General features: G+C 65.0%; 16 protein-coding genes. 10 read left to right on the forward strand and 6 right to left on the reverse strand.

Annotated elements, in window-relative coordinates; translation table 11 throughout:
- The first annotated feature begins 2 nt into the window (after positions 1-2).
- The 9 genes from CT676_RS22620 to CT676_RS22660 are packed head-to-tail and all read left to right on the forward strand — an operon-like array spanning position 3 to position 9,100.
- Positions 3-479 (forward strand): (2Fe-2S)-binding protein, encoded by a 477-nt coding sequence (locus tag CT676_RS22620; protein ID WP_135215381.1) that lies wholly within the window; start codon positions 3-5, stop codon positions 477-479.
- An 11-nt stretch (positions 480-490) separates the two neighbouring features.
- Positions 491-2,083: a molybdopterin cofactor-binding domain-containing protein gene (locus tag CT676_RS22625; RefSeq protein WP_135215382.1), complete on the forward strand. Its 1,593-nt coding sequence runs from the start codon at positions 491-493 to the stop codon at positions 2,081-2,083.
- Positions 2,083-3,105: a molybdopterin cofactor-binding domain-containing protein gene (locus CT676_RS22630; RefSeq protein WP_135215383.1), complete on the forward strand. Its 1,023-nt coding sequence runs from the start codon at positions 2,083-2,085 to the stop codon at positions 3,103-3,105. Before CT676_RS22625 ends, CT676_RS22630 begins: the two co-directional genes overlap by 1 nt.
- An 8-nt stretch (positions 3,106-3,113) precedes the next feature.
- The gene (locus tag CT676_RS22635; RefSeq protein ID WP_071915377.1) at positions 3,114-3,995 is read left to right on the forward strand and encodes a MoxR family ATPase; all 882 of its coding nucleotides are present in this window, start codon (positions 3,114-3,116) and stop codon (positions 3,993-3,995) included.
- Positions 3,992-5,113 (forward strand): VWA domain-containing protein, encoded by a 1,122-nt coding sequence (locus CT676_RS22640; RefSeq protein ID WP_135215384.1) that lies wholly within the window; start codon positions 3,992-3,994, stop codon positions 5,111-5,113. The genes CT676_RS22635 and CT676_RS22640 overlap by 4 nt, the downstream gene beginning before the upstream one ends.
- A complete protein-coding gene (locus tag CT676_RS22645) occupies positions 5,110-5,994 on the forward strand; it encodes an amidohydrolase family protein (RefSeq protein ID WP_135215385.1) in 885 nt (294 codons plus the stop codon). The genes CT676_RS22640 and CT676_RS22645 overlap by 4 nt, the downstream gene beginning before the upstream one ends.
- A gap of 30 nt (positions 5,995-6,024) precedes the next feature.
- Entirely contained in the window at positions 6,025-6,873 is an 849-nt protein-coding gene (locus CT676_RS22650; protein WP_028147221.1) for an N-acyl homoserine lactonase family protein, read from the forward strand.
- Positions 6,874-6,895: 22 nt separating this feature from the next.
- Positions 6,896-8,470 (forward strand): isochorismatase family protein, encoded by a 1,575-nt coding sequence (locus tag CT676_RS22655; RefSeq protein WP_135215386.1) that lies wholly within the window; start codon positions 6,896-6,898, stop codon positions 8,468-8,470.
- Between the two features lie 3 nt (positions 8,471-8,473).
- On the forward strand, positions 8,474-9,100 hold the full coding sequence (locus CT676_RS22660) for an NAD(P)H-dependent oxidoreductase (protein ID WP_039157148.1): 627 nt from the start codon (positions 8,474-8,476) through the stop codon (positions 9,098-9,100).
- Positions 9,101-9,171: 71 nt separating this feature from the next.
- Here CT676_RS22660 and CT676_RS22665 read toward each other — a convergent pair whose 3' ends face one another.
- Genes CT676_RS22665 through CT676_RS22690 form a run of 6 tightly spaced genes read right to left on the reverse strand, consistent with a single transcriptional unit; the run spans position 9,172 to position 15,034 of the window.
- Complete coding sequence (locus CT676_RS22665) at positions 9,172-10,221, reverse strand: LacI family DNA-binding transcriptional regulator (RefSeq protein ID WP_135215387.1); 1,050 nt, start codon at positions 10,219-10,221, stop codon at positions 9,172-9,174.
- The gene (locus tag CT676_RS22670; RefSeq protein ID WP_135215388.1) at positions 10,218-10,862 is read right to left on the reverse strand and encodes a ThuA domain-containing protein; all 645 of its coding nucleotides are present in this window, start codon (positions 10,860-10,862) and stop codon (positions 10,218-10,220) included. The genes CT676_RS22665 and CT676_RS22670 overlap by 4 nt, the downstream gene beginning before the upstream one ends.
- A 10-nt stretch (positions 10,863-10,872) precedes the next feature.
- Positions 10,873-11,970 carry a Gfo/Idh/MocA family oxidoreductase gene (locus CT676_RS22675; RefSeq protein WP_135215389.1) on the reverse strand — a complete coding sequence of 366 codons (1,098 nt, stop codon included), beginning with the start codon at positions 11,968-11,970 and terminating at the stop codon, positions 10,873-10,875.
- Between the two features lie 22 nt (positions 11,971-11,992).
- Positions 11,993-12,841, reverse strand: a complete 849-nt coding sequence (locus CT676_RS22680; RefSeq protein WP_135215390.1) for a carbohydrate ABC transporter permease — start codon at positions 12,839-12,841, stop codon at positions 11,993-11,995.
- Positions 12,834-13,772, reverse strand: a complete 939-nt coding sequence (locus tag CT676_RS22685) for a sugar ABC transporter permease (RefSeq protein ID WP_135215391.1) — start codon at positions 13,770-13,772, stop codon at positions 12,834-12,836. The genes CT676_RS22680 and CT676_RS22685 overlap by 8 nt, the downstream gene beginning before the upstream one ends.
- Positions 13,773-13,774: 2 nt before the next feature.
- Positions 13,775-15,034: an extracellular solute-binding protein gene (locus CT676_RS22690; RefSeq protein ID WP_135215392.1), complete on the reverse strand. Its 1,260-nt coding sequence runs from the start codon at positions 15,032-15,034 to the stop codon at positions 13,775-13,777.
- 168 nt (positions 15,035-15,202) lie between these two features.
- Between CT676_RS22690 and CT676_RS22695 the strand changes: the two genes are divergently transcribed.
- Positions 15,203-15,961, forward strand: coding sequence for an SDR family NAD(P)-dependent oxidoreductase (locus CT676_RS22695; RefSeq protein WP_135215393.1), 759 nt, complete (start codon positions 15,203-15,205; stop codon positions 15,959-15,961).
- Positions 15,962-16,253 lie beyond the last annotated feature (292 nt).

Consider the following 16,253-nt stretch of genomic DNA (forward strand, 5'->3'; position numbering starts at 1 on the left):
TCATGGCCAAGACCGCCCTGCAATTTCGTCATAACGGCCGCGACGTCGCGATCTTCGTCGATGCCGGCACCAATCTGCTGGTCGCTCTGCGCGAACTGATCGGCGATATGACGCCGAAATTCGGCTGCGGCCAGGGCGGCTGTGGCACCTGCAGTGTGCTGATCGACGGCGAGCTGCACCTGTCATGCCTGACGCTGGCGGAAATCGTTGCCGGCCGATCGGTCGAGACGCTCGACGGCCTCAAGCAGGGCCCGAACCTGCATCCGCTCCAGCGTGCCTTCGCCGACAATTTTGCCGCTCAATGCGGCTATTGCACGCCGGGCATGCTGATGGCCGCAAAGGCGCTGCTCGATCGCAATCCGCAGCCTAGCCGCGCCGAGGTCGTCGAGGCGATCTCCGGCAACATCTGCCGCTGCACCGGGTACGAACCCATCATCGATGCCATCCTCGCCGCTTCGGGCGGCCGGGCCAGTGCCTAAAGGATCTTGTCATGCTGGAACTGCGCAAGGACATTTTCGCCGACGAGCGCGACGACAATCTCAATGAGATCGGCAAGGGCACGCAGCGCCAGGACATGCTCGGCCATGTCACGGGCACGTCGAGCTATTTCAACGACCACAAGCTTCAGGGCATGCTGCATCTGAAAGTGGTCCGCTCGACGCAGGCGCACGCGCGGTTGCGCCATATCGACACCACGGAAGCCGAACGCTCGCCCGGCGTACGCCGGATCATCCGCGGCGCCGACGTGCCGCGCAATCTCAACACGCTTCTCAGCCTCATCAACTTCGGCAAGGACGACGAGCCTACGCTGGCGGCGGACAAGGTCCGCTACAAGGGCGAACCGGTCGTGGCTATCGTCGCGGACAGCGAGCGCGAGGCGTTCGAGGCAATCGCAAAGGTGCGGATCGACTACGAGCCGCTGCCCGTCGTGCTCGACGTCGAAGACGCGCTCAAGTCCGGGGCGCCCGTCGTCAACGAGACCTATCCGAAGAACGCCTTCATCTATCACGACGTCCATGATCACCAGAAGCTGCGCTTCGGCGATGCCGACGCCGCGCTCGCGACCGCCGACCACGTGCTCGAACAGCGCTACCAGATGTCGCCGATCGAGCACGCGCCAACCGAAACCAATGGCGCGATCGTCGCGCCCGACACCAACGGCCGCTACGTCGTCTACACCTCGACGCAGGCATTGTTCTTCTCGGTCGACACCTGCGCCAAGATCCTGGACCTGCCATCCAACACCTTCCACTTCATCGGCGGCACCGTCGGCGGCGGCTTTGGCGGCAAGGTGGATACGCTGACCGAGCCGCTCGCGATCCTGGGTGCGATGCTGACCGGGCGTCCCGTCCGCTACGTGTTCGGGCGCGAGGAGGAGATGCAATACGGCCCGCCTCGCGGCGCCGAGCGCATCTACATCAAGGACGGCGTGATGCGCGACGGCCGCATCGTTGCGCGCAAGATCCGCGCCTATTTCGACAGCGGCGCCTATACGCGGCTGTCCAGCTACGCCGCCGTGAAATGCGCCGCGCATTTGCCCGGGCCCTATACCATCCCGAACGTCTATGGCGACGTCTATTGCGTCTTCACCAACCGGACGCCCGCGACCGCGATGCGCGGTTTCGGCGTCACCGCGATGGATTTTGCGATCGAGTGCCAGATGGACAAGCTGGCGAACCTCGTCGGCATGGACCCGATGGAGTTCCGGATCCTCAATGCCTATCGCGACGGCGACATGAAGGCGCATCGGCGCGAAGCCAAGAACACCGCGCTGATCGAATGCGTCCAGGTCGCCGCCGAGAAGGCGAAATGGCCGATCCGCGAGGAGTTCAAGCGAGCGTCGTCGCGCAAGGACGGCGGCGGCAGCCGCGCCGTGATCCCGCCGACACCGACGGATTCGCGCAGCCGGCCGGCCGCACCAGTCCAGCAGCGCACCAGCTATGACCGGCTCCCGCCCACCGTCACCCGCGAACCACCGCGTGAGCCGCCGCCCCCTGCGCCGTCGCCACCTCCACCGCGGCCGGCCGCGCCCTCGCATGGCGCGCCCCGCTTCTCCTCCGTGTTCGGCACCAGGAGGCGCTGATGACCCTGCATCGCGGACGCGGCATGGCGTCGATCAACTATCCCATCGGCATGAATCTCGGCGGCGATCCCAGCCAGGCGTTGGTTCATTCCAACCCGAGCGGCAAGTTCACGGTGGCGCTGTCGTCGATCGACCTCGGCCAGGGCATGAAGTCGGTGACGCGGCAGATCTGCGCGGAGACGCTGGGCGTTCCCGTCGAGGACGTCTATGTCGATACCGCGGATTCCGACACCGGTCCGCATTGCATGGGCTCCTTCGCCTCGCGCGGCACCCATCGCGTCGGCAATGCGGTGATGGCCGCGGCGCGCGAGGCACGCGGCGTGATGATGGAGGCGGCCGCCGAGGAGCTCGAGGTCAACGCCGCCGATCTCGAAACCGACGGACGTGGCAACATCCACGTCAAGGGTGCGCCGCATCGCTCGATCTCGACCAAGGACGTCGCCATCGCCGCCCAGTTCAAGCAGGGCAAGACCATCTCCGGCCGTGGCATATTCCTCGTGCCTCTGTCCAACGTCGACCCCGAAACCGGCGAGATGTCGCCGGCGACCTGCTACGCCCATGCCTGTCTCGTGGCGGAGGTCGAGGTCGACGACGAGACCGGTGAAGTCGCGATGGTCCGGATGGACTCTGCCTACGAGCTCGGCCGCGCGCTCAATCCGCGCCTGGTCGAGCAGCAGCTCGTGGGCGGCGCCTGGATGGGCATCAGCCACGCGCTGTACGAGACCACGGAGCCTCACTATCCCGACCCTGTTCACGGCCCCCGCGACTTCGTCGAATATCTGATGCCCGGCCCGGGTGACATTTGCCCGCACGATATCGCCGTGCTGGAGCGCCCCGCGCCAGATGGACCGTTCGGCGCCAAAGGACCGGGCGAAATGTGCGCCAATCCCGTGCTGCCGGCTGTCGCGAATGCGATTTTCAACGCCGTCGGCGTGCGCATCGACGATCTGCCGATCACGCCGGAAAAGGTGCTGCGCGCGATCAAGACCCAGGGCGGCGCGCGGCCACAGGCGCGACGCTGAGACCGGCCATGGCAGTTCGCAGCAACATCGTTGGCATCGACAGCCCCGAGGCATTGGAGAAGGCGCTTCGGGCAGCCTATTACCTCGCCGATGAAGGGCTCGCGACCGCAGCCTATCTTGGCCTTGCCCTCGGCAAACCGCTCCTGCTCGAAGGCGCCCCCGGCGTCGGCAAGACCGAGGCCGCGAAAGCCATCGCCGCCGTCCTCGGCCGTCGCCTCATCCGCCTGCAATGCTACGAGGGCATCGACGCCTCGGCCGCGCTCTACGAGTGGAACTATCCACGCCAGATGCTCGCGATCCGCCAGGCTGGCGACGAGAGCATCGACATCTATGGCGAAACGTTTCTGATTGAGCGGCCGATGCTGGCGACGCTTCGCGCACCCGACTCCACCGTGCTGCTGATCGACGAGATCGACCGCGCCGACCAGGAGTTTGAGGCGTTCCTGCTCGAATTTCTCTCGGACTTCCAGATCTCGATCCCGGAACGCGGCACGGTGCGCGCGGCCGAACGTCCTGTCGTCGTGCTGACATCTAACCGGACGCGCGACCTACACGAAGCCCTGCGCCGCCGCTGTGTCTATCACTGGATCGACTATCCCACTGAAGAGCGGGAGGCGCGTATCGTGATGCTGCGGGCCTCCAGCGTCGCCGAGGCGACAGCGCGGGCCGTCGTCGCGGCCGTCGGCAAATTGCGCCGCGAGCCGCTCAGCAAGGCACCAGGCATCGCGGAAGCCGTCGACTGGGCTGAAGCGGCGACGCTCCTTCACAAGGGCGGTGCGCGCTGGCCCGACGCCTTCAAACGCTCGATCGGCGTGGCGCTGAAAGACGAGGAAGACCTGCACTTCATCTCGCCCCGGCTCGACGTCATGCTCGCGGAGGCAACCGCATGAGCACCGAGCCTGAGCTTCCACGCGCTGCCCGCATCTTCGTCTCCTTCGTCGCGCTGCTGCGCGCCAACGGCTTTGCCGTCGCGCCCGAGCAGACCACCTCCTATCTCGCCGCGATCGAGCTGCTCGGGCCGCGCGACCTCAACGACATCTGGCAATCGGCGCTGGCCACACTCGCCCCGCCACCCGAGCGCCGCAAGACCTTCGACCGGCTGTTCGACCTGCACTTCCGCGGCAGCGAAGCCATCGAACATGTCGATGACGGCGACGACGACGAGACTGTCCGGCTCCAGGAAGAGGGCCGCGGCGAACAGGAACCCCTGTTCTCCGACGACGCCAACGAATCCGGCCTCGCCGCGACGCGCGCCGAGGCGCTGGTGGAGCGCCGCTTCGCCCAGCTCTCCACCACCGACGCGCTTCGGCGCCTGGCCCGCGAGGCCTCCCGGCGCCTGCCGCAGCGTCGCGGCCACCGGCGCATGCGCGCCCGCCGCGGGCCGTTTGCCGACCTTCGCCGAACCCTGCGCGAGTGTGTCCGGAACGACGGCGAGATCCTGCGGCTCGGGCACCTGAAGCGGCGCCCGCGCCGACGAAAACTCCTGCTGCTGATTGACGTCTCCGGCTCGATGAAGACGCGCACCGAGGAGAACATGAAGCTCGCGCATGCGCTGGTACAGGCCGCGCCCAATGTCGAGGTCTTCACCTTCGGCACGCGGCTGACCCGCGTCACCCGCCCGTTGCGCCTCAAGCGGCGCGAGCAGGCGCTGAGCGCGGCGGCGCACCTCGTCAGCGACTGGGATGGCGGCACCCGCATCGGCGACGCGCTGCAAGCCTTCCTCGCGGTGCCGCGGTTCGGTGGTTACGCGCGAGGCGCGGCCGTCGTCGTCGTGTCGGACGGGCTGGAGCGCGGCGAAGTCGATGCGTTACGCGACGCGGTCGCAAAGCTGTCGCGGCGCGCCTGGCGCGTGAGCTGGCTGACGCCGCTCGCGACGGGCCCGGACTTCCGCCCACAGACCGAGGCGCTGGTGGCCATCCAGCGCTTCGTCGATGATCTCGTGGATGGCGGTTCAAGCGCGTCGATTGTCGCGCACATTCTGACGTTGGGACGGAGGAGAGCGGCGTGAGCGACATTGTCGACGGCCATCATCACATCTGGCGGCAGGCCGACCTGCCCTGGCTGACCGGCCCGATGCAGCCGCGCATCTTTGGACCCTACGAGCCGATCCGTCGCGATTATCCGATCCGGGAATATCTCGACGACCTCAAGGGCACCGGCGTCACCCGTTCGGTCTATGTCCAGACCAACTGGGCCAACGACCGTTTCGAGGACGAGGCAGCCTGGGTCCAGCAGACTGCCGACGAGCACGGCTGGCCGCATGCCATCGTCGCCTACGCCGATTTCGCCGTCGACGACGTGCGCCCGCAACTCGATCGCCTGAAGCGCTACCCGCTCGTGCGCGGCGTGCGCATGCAGCTGCACTGGCACGACAATCCGCTCTATCGCTTCGCGGCCAAGCCCGATCTCTGCGTCGATCCCATGGTCCGCCGCAACATCGCACGACTGGCCGATTACGGTTGGAGCTTTGACCTCCAGGTCTTCACGCCGCAGATGCCGGATGCAGCGCTGCTCGCCGAGTCCTGCCCCAGGGTGACCTTCATCCTCCAGCATGCCGGCATGCTGGAGGACCTCTCGCCGGCGGGCCGGGCCGCCTGGCGCGCCGGGATGGCCCGGCTCGCAACCTGTCCGAACGTGGTCTCAAAACTCTCCGGGCTCGGCACCTTCATCCATCGCAACGATCCCGCGCACATCGCGGCCGTCCTCACCGATACCGTCGCGATTTTCGGCGCGGAGCGCTGCCTGTTCGGCTCCAATTTTCCGATCGAGAAATTGTGGACCAGCTATCCGGAGCTCGTCGACGCCTTTCGTGCCGCGGCCGCGAGGCTGACGACCCAGCAGCAGGACGCAATCTTCAGGACGACGGCGACGCGCGTCTATCGGCTTTGACAGACAAGAACAGAACAGGGAGGGAAACGAATGGCGCTGGAGATCAAGATCCTGGACTATGGCGATATCGAGCTGGAATCGAGCTTTCTGGTCCTCGGCCGTGACTGCGGCCGCACGCGCCGCGTCCTCACTCTCGGCTTTCTGATCCTCGGCGGCAAATATCCGGTCGTGGTCGATACCGGTTACCGCTCCAACCAGATCATGGAAACGCTGGGGATGCGCGGCCTGCAATACCACGAGCACATGATCGAGAACCAGCTCGCCCGCCACGGCGTGCGCATGGGAGACGTCCGCTTCGTCTGCCACACCCATCTGCACATCGACCACGCCGGCAAGGACGATCTGTTTCCGATGAACACGACCGTCGTCCTCAACCGGAAAGAACTCGAATATTCCGTCTCCGGCTTGATGCATCCGCAATATCCGGCGCCCGACATCAAGCATCTCATCGACCGACTGCACACCAAGAGTGCGCTGCGCTTCCTCGACCTCGAGATCACAGGTCCTATCGAGCTGATGCCCGGCGTCTATTGCGATGCGGCCAATGCACATACCGAGGGATCGATGAACGTCATCGTCGAGACTGCCGACGGGATCGCGACGATCTGCGGCGACGTGATCTACGATTTCAACGACCAGATCGTCACGCCCTTCAACGAGATCCACGACTGGGAGCCGCGGACGACGGGAAACCACGGCACCAGCAAGCGAGCCGAGAAGGCCTCGATCAAGAAGCTGCTCAGCAATTCGCGCTATCTGCTGCCGGTGCACGACAGGCCGGCCAAGATCGAGGGCGGCATGGTCGTTGGACGGCTGCACGACCAGGTCCCCGGCCCGATCGTGCAGTCGCTGCCCGCGCGCAACTGGTTCCCTGCCTGACGTGACCTGAGGATATCGACCGATGACACACGTCACCTTGCGCTCCGAATTCGAGACCCTGATCGACCCCTATGCGCCGGTCGCGCAGGTCGGAACGGGCTTTGACTTCACCGAGGGACCGATTTGGCATCCGGTCGATCATTATCTCCTGTTCTCGGACATGCCGGGCGACGTACGGCGGCGCTGGGATGCGCGGCGCGGCGTCGCGGAGGTCAAGCGCCCGTCGAACAAGTGCAACGGCATGAGCTATGACGCCGAGCTCAATCTGATCGTCTGCGAGCACGCGACCTCGTCGCTGATCCGTGAGCGGCCGGACGGGCGGCGCGAAGTGCTGGCCTCGCACTTCCAGGGACAGGAGCTCAACAGCCCCAACGACGTCTGCGTGCACTCCTCCGGTGCCATCTATTTCTCCGACCCCTGGTATGGCCGCATGCCGGTCTATGGTGTCGAGCGGCCGCGCCAGCTCGGCTTCCAGGGCGTCTATCGCGTCATGCCGGGCGGCGAGCCGAAGCTCGTGGTGGACCGCAATTTGTTCGACCAGCCGAACGGGCTGTGCTTCTCACCCGACGAAAAACTGCTCTATGTCAACGACACCGTGCAGGCGCTGATCCGCGTATTCGACGTCAACGGCGACGGCTCGCTGTCGAACGCGCGCGTGTTCGCGAGCGGCATCCGCTCCGAGCTGGAGCCGGGCCTGCCTGACGGCATGAAGTGCGACCAGCATGGCAATGTCTGGGTCACCGCGCCCGGCGGCGTCTGGGTCTATTCGCCGCGCGGCGAGCTGCTCGGAAAAGTTCGCGTGCCTGAGCTCGTCGCCAACCTTGCCTGGGGTGGCCCGGATTTCCGCACGCTCTATTTGACGTCCACGCATTCGGTCTATGCCATCCCGACCAAGGCCGGGCCGCGCCACGAGCCGTATATGAGCGGCAAACGTGGCAGCGGCGGCGCAAGCGCCGGCCCCGCGGCTGCCGCGCCCATCCTCGCCGATGGCGAGATGCGGCTCGATCCAAGCCGCTGCGCCATGATCATCCAGGATCTTCAGAACGACGTCATCATGGATGGCGGAGCGTTCGCCGAATCGGGCGCACCGGGTCATGCGAAGCAACAGCATGTGGTCGAGAACGTCCGGCGCTTGGCGGAGACAGCGCGCGCGCGCGGCGTCGCCATCATCCATGTCTGGTTCGTGGTCGAGCCCGGCGCACCCGGCGTGACGCTGAACGCACCGCTGTTCGAGGGTCTCGTCGACAGCAAGGCGATGGTACGCGGCAGCTGGGGTGCCGCCCCGGTCTCGGGCCTCGAGCCGCGGCCCGGCGATTTCGTCGTCGAGAAGATGCGGATGAGCGCCTGGGAGGGCACCCGGCTGGAGACGATCCTCAAGGCCACCGGGCGCGACATGATCATCAACACCGGCGCATGGACCAACATGTCGGTCGAGCACACCGCACGCACCGGCGCCGACAAGGGCTATTTCATGATCGTGCCGGAAGACTGCTGCTCGACCATGAATGCCGACTGGCACTCCGCCTCGATCAACTTTGCCATGCAGAACGTCGCAATCGTCACCCGGGCGGATGCCGTCATCAGAGCGCTGGGATGAGTGGTGGCAAAGCTTTTGCACCTCTCCTGCTCGCCCCGTGCCGACTCCGAGTCGAGCGCCGGCGCGCGCGTGTTTCTTGACGGGTTTCGGCAGGCCCGTCCGGACTGGGATATTGACGTCGTGGATCTCTGGCGCGAGCGGCTGCCGGAATTCGCAGGTCCCATCGTCGAGGCCAAATATGCGCGGATGAAGGCGCAGCCCTTCAACGACGCGCAACGGGACAGCTTTGCAGAGGCCGAGCGGATGGCGCTGCGCTTTTCACTGGCTGATCGGGTGCTGATCTCGACGCCAATGTGGAACTTCAGCATTCCCTACAAGCTCAAGCAATGGTTCGATGTCATCGTCCAGCCCGGGCTCACCTTTCGGTTCGATCCCTCCCTGGGATATCTCCCGCTGCTGAAGGACCGGCCAACCACGGTGATCCTCGCCAGTGGCAGCGATTTCGCCACCGGAATGAACCGCGGGCGCATCGACATGGCAACGCCTTACCTGCGGGAAATTTTGCGCTTTATCGGTATCAGCAATGTCCGTTTCGTGCCGATCGGGCCAACCACCGGACCGCAACAGCCCATAGAGGCTGCCCGCGAAAGAGCCCATCAGCACCTCGCAGCAATGGCAGCGAACTTCTGAGCACCGTTGAGGCCGCTGCGGCACTTCGCGACACCTATCGAAGCAAGCTGCGCATCACCTGCGAACGCGACTCACGGCAGGTTGTCCCGCAGAAAAATATCGATGCGGATGCGCTCCTGGTCGGGGCTGATGGGCTCACCCGAACAATGCGCGAGCAGAACTCGCGCCGCAGACCGCGCCTCGTGGCCGGGATCCTGGTTGATGATGGCATCGAGCGTGCCGCGGACCAGGAAACGCCGCGTGTACTGGGTCAGCTCATGCGTGATCCAGACCACTTCGCGCGCGCGGCCCGAGGCCTCCAGCGCATTGGCGATGCCGCGGTTCCCGGCGCCGCAGCAGTAGATGCCGCGGAGATCGGCGTGGCGCGCCAGCAGTGCGACCGTGAGCTCCCGCGTGCGCTCGCTGTCGTCGCGGCCTTCGATCACCGGCAGCGCAATCAGGTTCGGATACTCGCTGGACAGGATCTGGTGGAAGCCGAACTGCCGCTCGGTGTGATCGCGCAACGATAGCGATCCCGCGATCACGGCAACCTTCCCCTCGCAGCCGGCGAGGAAACGTCCCATCAGCGTTGCCGCAGTTCGCCCCGCGGCCGGGTTGTCGATACCGACATAATGCAGTCGCCGCGAGCTCGGCGCGTCCGACACAAGGGTCACCACGGCGACCCCGCGCGCGGCGAGCTCGTCGATCGCGGCGCGCACCCTGGGATGGTCCAGTGCGATGACGGCGACGCCCTGATAGGCCGGCGACAGGTTTTCCAGCGCACCGGCGAGCACATCCGGATCGAACACGTCGACATGGAGGATATCGATGAAGCCGCGGTGGCCGGCGAGCCAGTCCGCGGTGCGCTGGACCTGCTCGGCCAGGTTGGTCATGAAGCTGTTGCTGCCGCTCGGCAGCACGAAGGCGAAGCGGAACGTCTGCCCGCGGGCGAGCCGCGCGGCCGCGACATCGCCCCGATAGCCGAGTTTTGCCACCGCGGCCTCGACACGTGCGACGGTCTTGGCGCGCACGCCCTCGCGCCGGTTGACGACGCGGTCGACGGTTGCGAGCGAAACGCCCGCCGCACGCGCGACGTCCTCCAGCGTGGCGCGAACCGCCGGCTGCGTCGCACCGGCTGTCATTCCCGCGCGGCCCACAGCATGCCGCGAGTCATCAACGTTCGGATCTCCGGTACGTCGAGCTCGTAAGCACGGTGGCCGAGCGAGGAGTAGAACACCCTGCCCGCGCCGTATCGCTTCTTCCAGACCACAGGCATCACCACCCCGTCGATCCAGGGCGCGTGCTCGCCGGTGAAGGTCGTCGTCGCCAAAACCTCGTTGGCGGGGTCGACATGCATGTAATACTGCTCGGAACGATGCTCGAAACTCTTCAGCTCCTTCATGATGGGGTCATCCGGCTTCGTCAAGTCGACCTTGTAGTCGATGATGTTGCCGGGATGCGCGACCCACTGCCCGCCGCACAGGAACTGGTAGTCGACGGACTCGCGGAACGCATCGCACATGCCGCCATGATGCCCGGCCAGCCCGACGCCGCCACGCACCGCCGCGCAGAGATTGAGCGCTTCCGCCTTCTCGATCTTCGACATGGTGTAGATCGGGATGATCAGCGACAAATCGTGGATCGCGGGATCGGCGAACGCCGCCGTCGTGGTCTCGACCCGAACCTCGAATCCTTCCGCCTTCAGCCAGCCGCGGATCATCGAGGCGCAGAGATCGGGATCGTGTCCCGGCCAGCCGCCCCATACAATCATTGCCTTGCGCATGGTCATTCCCTCAGTCGATCTGTCCGGTTTCACGTCCGGCCGGCAGCATTGCCGGCCGCTCCACGGAGCTCCCGATCTTGACGCGGCGTCCTTCGTCGGCGGAGGTCTGGAACGCCTCCATCACCTCGAGCACATGGAAAGCGAGCGCGCCGCTGGCGCGATGCGGGCGGTTGTTCAGGATCGCGGAGGCCATGTCGGCGACCCCGATGGAACGAAACTCGCCGTCGACATGACCGTGGGTCAGCGGCACCGGCTCCCATTCACCGCCAGTCTTCGCGACCTGCACCTCGCCGCCGAACCGGTTCGGGTCCGGCACCAACATGCTGCCCTTGTCGCCATAGATCTCGATCGGCGCGTGCCGGTGCTTCGGTACGTCGAAGCTCATCGCGATCGAGACGACCGCCCCGCTCTCGAATTCGAGCGTGCCGGCGACATGGGTCGAAACCTCGACCGGGATAAGGGTGCCGTTCATCGGCTGGCTGGTGACCAGCCGCTCGGATTTCGGGCGCGCGGTCGAGCCCATCACGCTCGCGACCGGGCCAAGCAGCTGCACGAGATCCGTGATGTAGTACGGCCCCATGTCGAGCATTGGCCCTCCGCCGCGAAGGTAGTAGAAGCCCGGCGACGGGTGCCAGCGCTCGTGGCCGGGACAGCCGAAGAAGACGCTGCCCGCGACCGGCGTGCCTATCGCGCCATCGTCGATCAGCTTGCGCGCGGTCTGGTGCCCACCGCCAAGGAACGTATCAGGGGCGCAGCCGACGCGAAGGTCCTTCTGCGCGGCGAGATCCATCACCTTGCGGGCTTCCGCGACGTTGATGCCGAGCGGCTTCTCGGAATGAACGTGCTTGCCGGCATTCAGCACCGCGAGGCTGACGTCGGTGTGGGCGAGCGGCACGGTGAGATTGATGACGATCTCGACATCCTCTCGCTTGAGCAGTTGATCGCCCCGCATCGCCGGCAGCCCGAAGGCGGCACCCTGCCGCTCCGCCGCATCGCTGCGCATATCGGCGAGCGCCTTGATTTCCATGATCGGAAAGCGCTGGGCCGCCTTCAGATAGGCGGTGCTGATATTGCCGCAGCCGATGATTCCGATGCCGACTTTTCTCATTGTGATCTCCGTAAGGTATCGTTCATCCCTTGACCGCGCCTGCGGTGAGGCCGGCGACGATGTGCTTCTGCGCCAGAAGAAACAGAATGATGGTGGGCAGGATGGTCAGCGTGATGAAGGCCAGGATCAGGTGCCACTCGGACGAATACTCGCCCTGATAAACCATGATGCCGAGCGGCCAGGGATAGAGCGCATCGGTGTTGAGCATCACCAGCGGCAACAGATAGGCATTCCAGCTGTTGACGAAAGTGATGGTCCCGACGGTCGCCAGGATCGGTCGCGACAACGGCAGCGTCACATAGCGGAAGAATTTGATATAGCTACAGCCGTCGACCAGCGCGGCCTCGAGCAGTTCATAGGGAATGTCCTTGAAGAAGCGCCGCAGCAGCAGCACGCTCATCGCGAGGCTGAAGGCCACCTGCGGCAGCGCCACGCCAAAATAGGTATCGAGCAGCCCGAGATCGCGTACCTTGATGAAGAGCGGCAGCACCGCGGTCGCGGCCGGAAACAGCAGGCCGAGCGTCAGGTAGCTCAGCAGCAACGATGAGCCGTAGAACCTGACATGGGCGAAAGTGAACGCCGCCATCGAGGCGACGATCAGGGTCAGGGTCACCGTGAGCGTCGAGATGATCAGCGAGTTGCGCAAGAGCTGCCAGTAGCGCGTGGAGAACAGGATGTCGGCATAGTTCTGCCACTCCCAGTGACGTGGCAGGCCGAACGGATTGACGCGCAGTTCGCCGAGCGATTTGAAGCCGCCGAGCAAGGTCGCGAGCAGCGGCACCAGCACGAAGACGGCAACGACGGCGAGGAACACCGCCTTGAACAGCACGGCAGGATCGAACGGCGTACGACTGGTCTCGGTGCTACTCATCACGCATGAACCATCGCTTGTACGTGAAGGCAAAGGTCACGCAGATCGTGAACAGAATGACACCGATGGCGCTGCCATATCCGACCCGCATGCGGGAGATGCCGTTGTTGTAGAGAAAGCTCACCAGCGTGTTCGAGGAGTCCGCAGGCCCCCCGCGCGTCAGCGGCATGACGAGGTCGAACAGCTGCAGCGAGCCGACGATGGCGAAGAACACCGAGAGCCGAATCGTCGGATAGAGCAAGGGGATGACCACGTGTCGCAGGGCTTGCGAACGCGTCGCGCCGTCGATGCGCGCGGCCTCGATCAGGCTCTTGTCGAGGCCCTGGAGCGCCGCGATGAACAGCATCATGTGAAAACCGAAGTACTTCCAGACGACGACGATCAGCACGGCCAGCATTGCCGTATCGGTCGAGGCCAGCAGATGCGGGGGCTCGGCGCCGAAGCTGCGCCAGATCGAGGCGACAAGGCCGTAGTCGCCGTCGTAAACGAAGCTGAAGATCAGCCCGGTCGCGATCTCGGCCAGGATATAAGGCATGAAGAACAGCATGCGTAGCGCCACCGCCCCGCGGAAGCGTTCGGCGAGCATCAAGGCCAGCGTGAGCGCAAGCGGCAGCTGGATGGCGAGCGAAACAGCGATGATCAGCCCGTTGTTGCGCAGCGCGAGCCAGAAGGCGCGTGTCTCCAACACGAAACGGTAATTGTCGAAGCCGATCCAGTTGGTCGGCCTGCCGAACCCGTTCCAGTTGAAGGCCGAGTACCAGGCCGCCTCGCCGATCGGCAGCACCACGAACAGCGTGAACAACAGCAGCGCCGGCGGCAGGAACAGGATCAGGACCGTCAGCCTGCCGTCCCAGCTCGGGCCGCGCTCGGCGACCTGCGGGAGCTCACCGGCAACGTCCATCGCCGACACGCTCGCGGCCCGGCGTGCCACCGTCAGTTACCCTGCTTCCACGCCGCCTCGATCGCCTTGGCCGCGTCTTGCGGGCTCATGCTGCCGCCGGCGATCTCGGCGGTGACGTCGTTGACGACGCGGCCAACCGAGGGGCCGAGGCTCTGGTCATAGAAGTTCTGGTGGTAGTTCGACTTCGCCAGATTGGCCGCGATCAGCTTCATGAAGGCGTTGTTGAGACCGGCATCCGCCCCCTGCACCACCGGGATGATGAAGTTGCCCGCAGCAAGCCGCGTCTGCACGTCCCTGGAGACGAAGTATTTCAGGAAATCGACGGCCTCCTTCGGCGAGCCCTTGGTGATCAGCCAGCCGGTGATGCCACCGAGCGTATCGGTTGGCGCGCCCTTGCCGCCCGCCACGACCGGGAAGTCGAACCAGCAGATCTTGTCTTCGCTCAATCCGACCTTGTCGGCGGCAAGCGCGCGCTGCAAATGATAGACCGTGCTGATGGCAAGCGTCATCGCCGCCTTGCCATCGCCGAAATAGCCGACCGCCTGCGGATTCTTGAAGCCGAGGAAGCCATTCTGGAACGGCTGGAGATCGACGAGTTGCTTGAACAGCTCGCCGGATTTCCGGAAGGTCTCCCCGGCGAAGCCGCCGTCCTCGCCGCGCAGCGCCGCATCGAACGCCGGCTTGCCGCCGATGCGCACTGCAAGATGCGTCCAATAGAAGTGCAGCGGCCATTTGTCGGCGCCACCGACCACGATCGGGGTCACGCCGGCGGCTTTCAACGTCTTCACCGCGGCAAGCAGATCGTCCCAGGTCTTGATCCCCGCAGGATCGACCTTTGCCTTCGCCATCAGCTCCTTGTTGCAAAGGAAGCCGACCTGCGACAGCGCGGTCGGAAGACCATAGACGCGGCCGTTGGCCGTGAAGGCGGCGAGCGCTGCCGGCGTGAGGCTGTCGCTGTAACCCTTCACCTGATCGGTGATGTCGTCGAGGACGCCAGCCTCGATCTGCGTCTTCAGGACGCCGCCGGCCCAGCTGTAGATGATGTTCGGCCGGACCTTGGATTGCAGGATGGTCGGCAGCTTGGCCTTGTAGGCCTCGTTCTCGAGGAACTGCATCTCGATCTTGGTGCCGGGATGCGACACCTCATAGGCCCGCGCAACCTCCTCCCAGATCTTCACCTGGGCCGGATTGGCTTCGATGTGCAACCACTTGACCGTCGTGTCGGCCGCGGCGGAGTTGGCCCAAAGCAGGCATGCGGCGGCGGCGAGTCCCAGCTTCCCGAGCAGTCTCATCACATTCCTCCCAACCGGCTCTTATTCTTTGGCTGCAATCCTGCCCTCGATTTTTGAGGTACGCAACTAAAATTCTGATCTATGCACCTCACGTCCGGAATGGCTAAGGTTGGCGGGACAACTGGGCGGCGCCTCGCACCGCCCGCAATGCAACTTTGAGAGGTGCCCATGGCCGCCGTTTATTCCGACCTCGCCGGCAAGGTCGTTCTCGTCACCGGTGGCGCATCGGGGATTGGGGCTGCGATCGTGCGGCGCTTCGCGCAGCAGAAATCCAATGTCGTGTTCTTCGACATCAAGGTGGACGAGGGCCAACGCCTCGCACGCGAGCTGTCGGATCAGGGTCTGGCTGCGCATTTCCAGCGCATCGACCTGACTGACATCGCCGCGTTGCGCGCCGGCGTCGCCGAGGCGCGCAAAGCACACGGCGCGATCAATATCCTCGTCAACAATGCCGCACATGACGAACGGCACAACACCGAGGAGATGACGCCGGAATACTGGGACGACCGCATCGCGGTGAACCTGAAGCACCAGTTCTTCGCCGCGCAAGCCGTGTTGCCGGACATGAAGGCGGCGAATGCCGGCGCCATCATCAATTTCGGCTCGGTGTCGTGGATGGCCGGTCAAGGCGGCATGGCCGCGTACACGGCCAGCAAGTCGGGCGTGGTCGGTCTGACGCGCTCCCTCGCGCGCGATTACGGCCCCTACAATATCCGTGTGAACGCGATCGCGCCGGGCTGGATCATGACCGAGCGCCAGCTCGAGAAATGGATGACGCCGGCGGGCGAGATCGAACTGCAGCAGCGACAGTGCCTGAAGCGCCGGCTGGCACCGGACGAGGTCGCGAAATTCACTCTGTTCCTCGCGTCCGACGAGGCCTCCGCCTGCACCGCTCAGCACTACGTCGTGGATGGCGGCTGGGTGTGAGATGCTTTGAGGGTCGTGGGCGGGACCCGAGCTCGAACCTGGGCCCCGCTGACTAAGAGTCTCATTATTCAGAAGCACTCACAAACACTTTGCTGTAAAACGCGGCCGAAACAGCACTAGCGAAATCAATAGGTTACAGACGAAGTGTAAATGGCTCGGCCCCTTCTCCATCACCTGCGACCCCTGCGTCCCGAATGACCTTGCCCCCAAGTTTTATCCAGTCCTGAGTTCGCCCCGGCTGTTGGATTTGCCCGGTTGGACGGTGGCAGCGGCGGGAGCCGGCGCGGAGCCC

Origin of the sequence: Bradyrhizobium sp. MOS001, from assembly GCF_004634465.1 — a bacterium.
Taxonomy (GTDB): Bacteria; Pseudomonadota; Alphaproteobacteria; order Rhizobiales; family Xanthobacteraceae; genus Bradyrhizobium; species Bradyrhizobium barranii.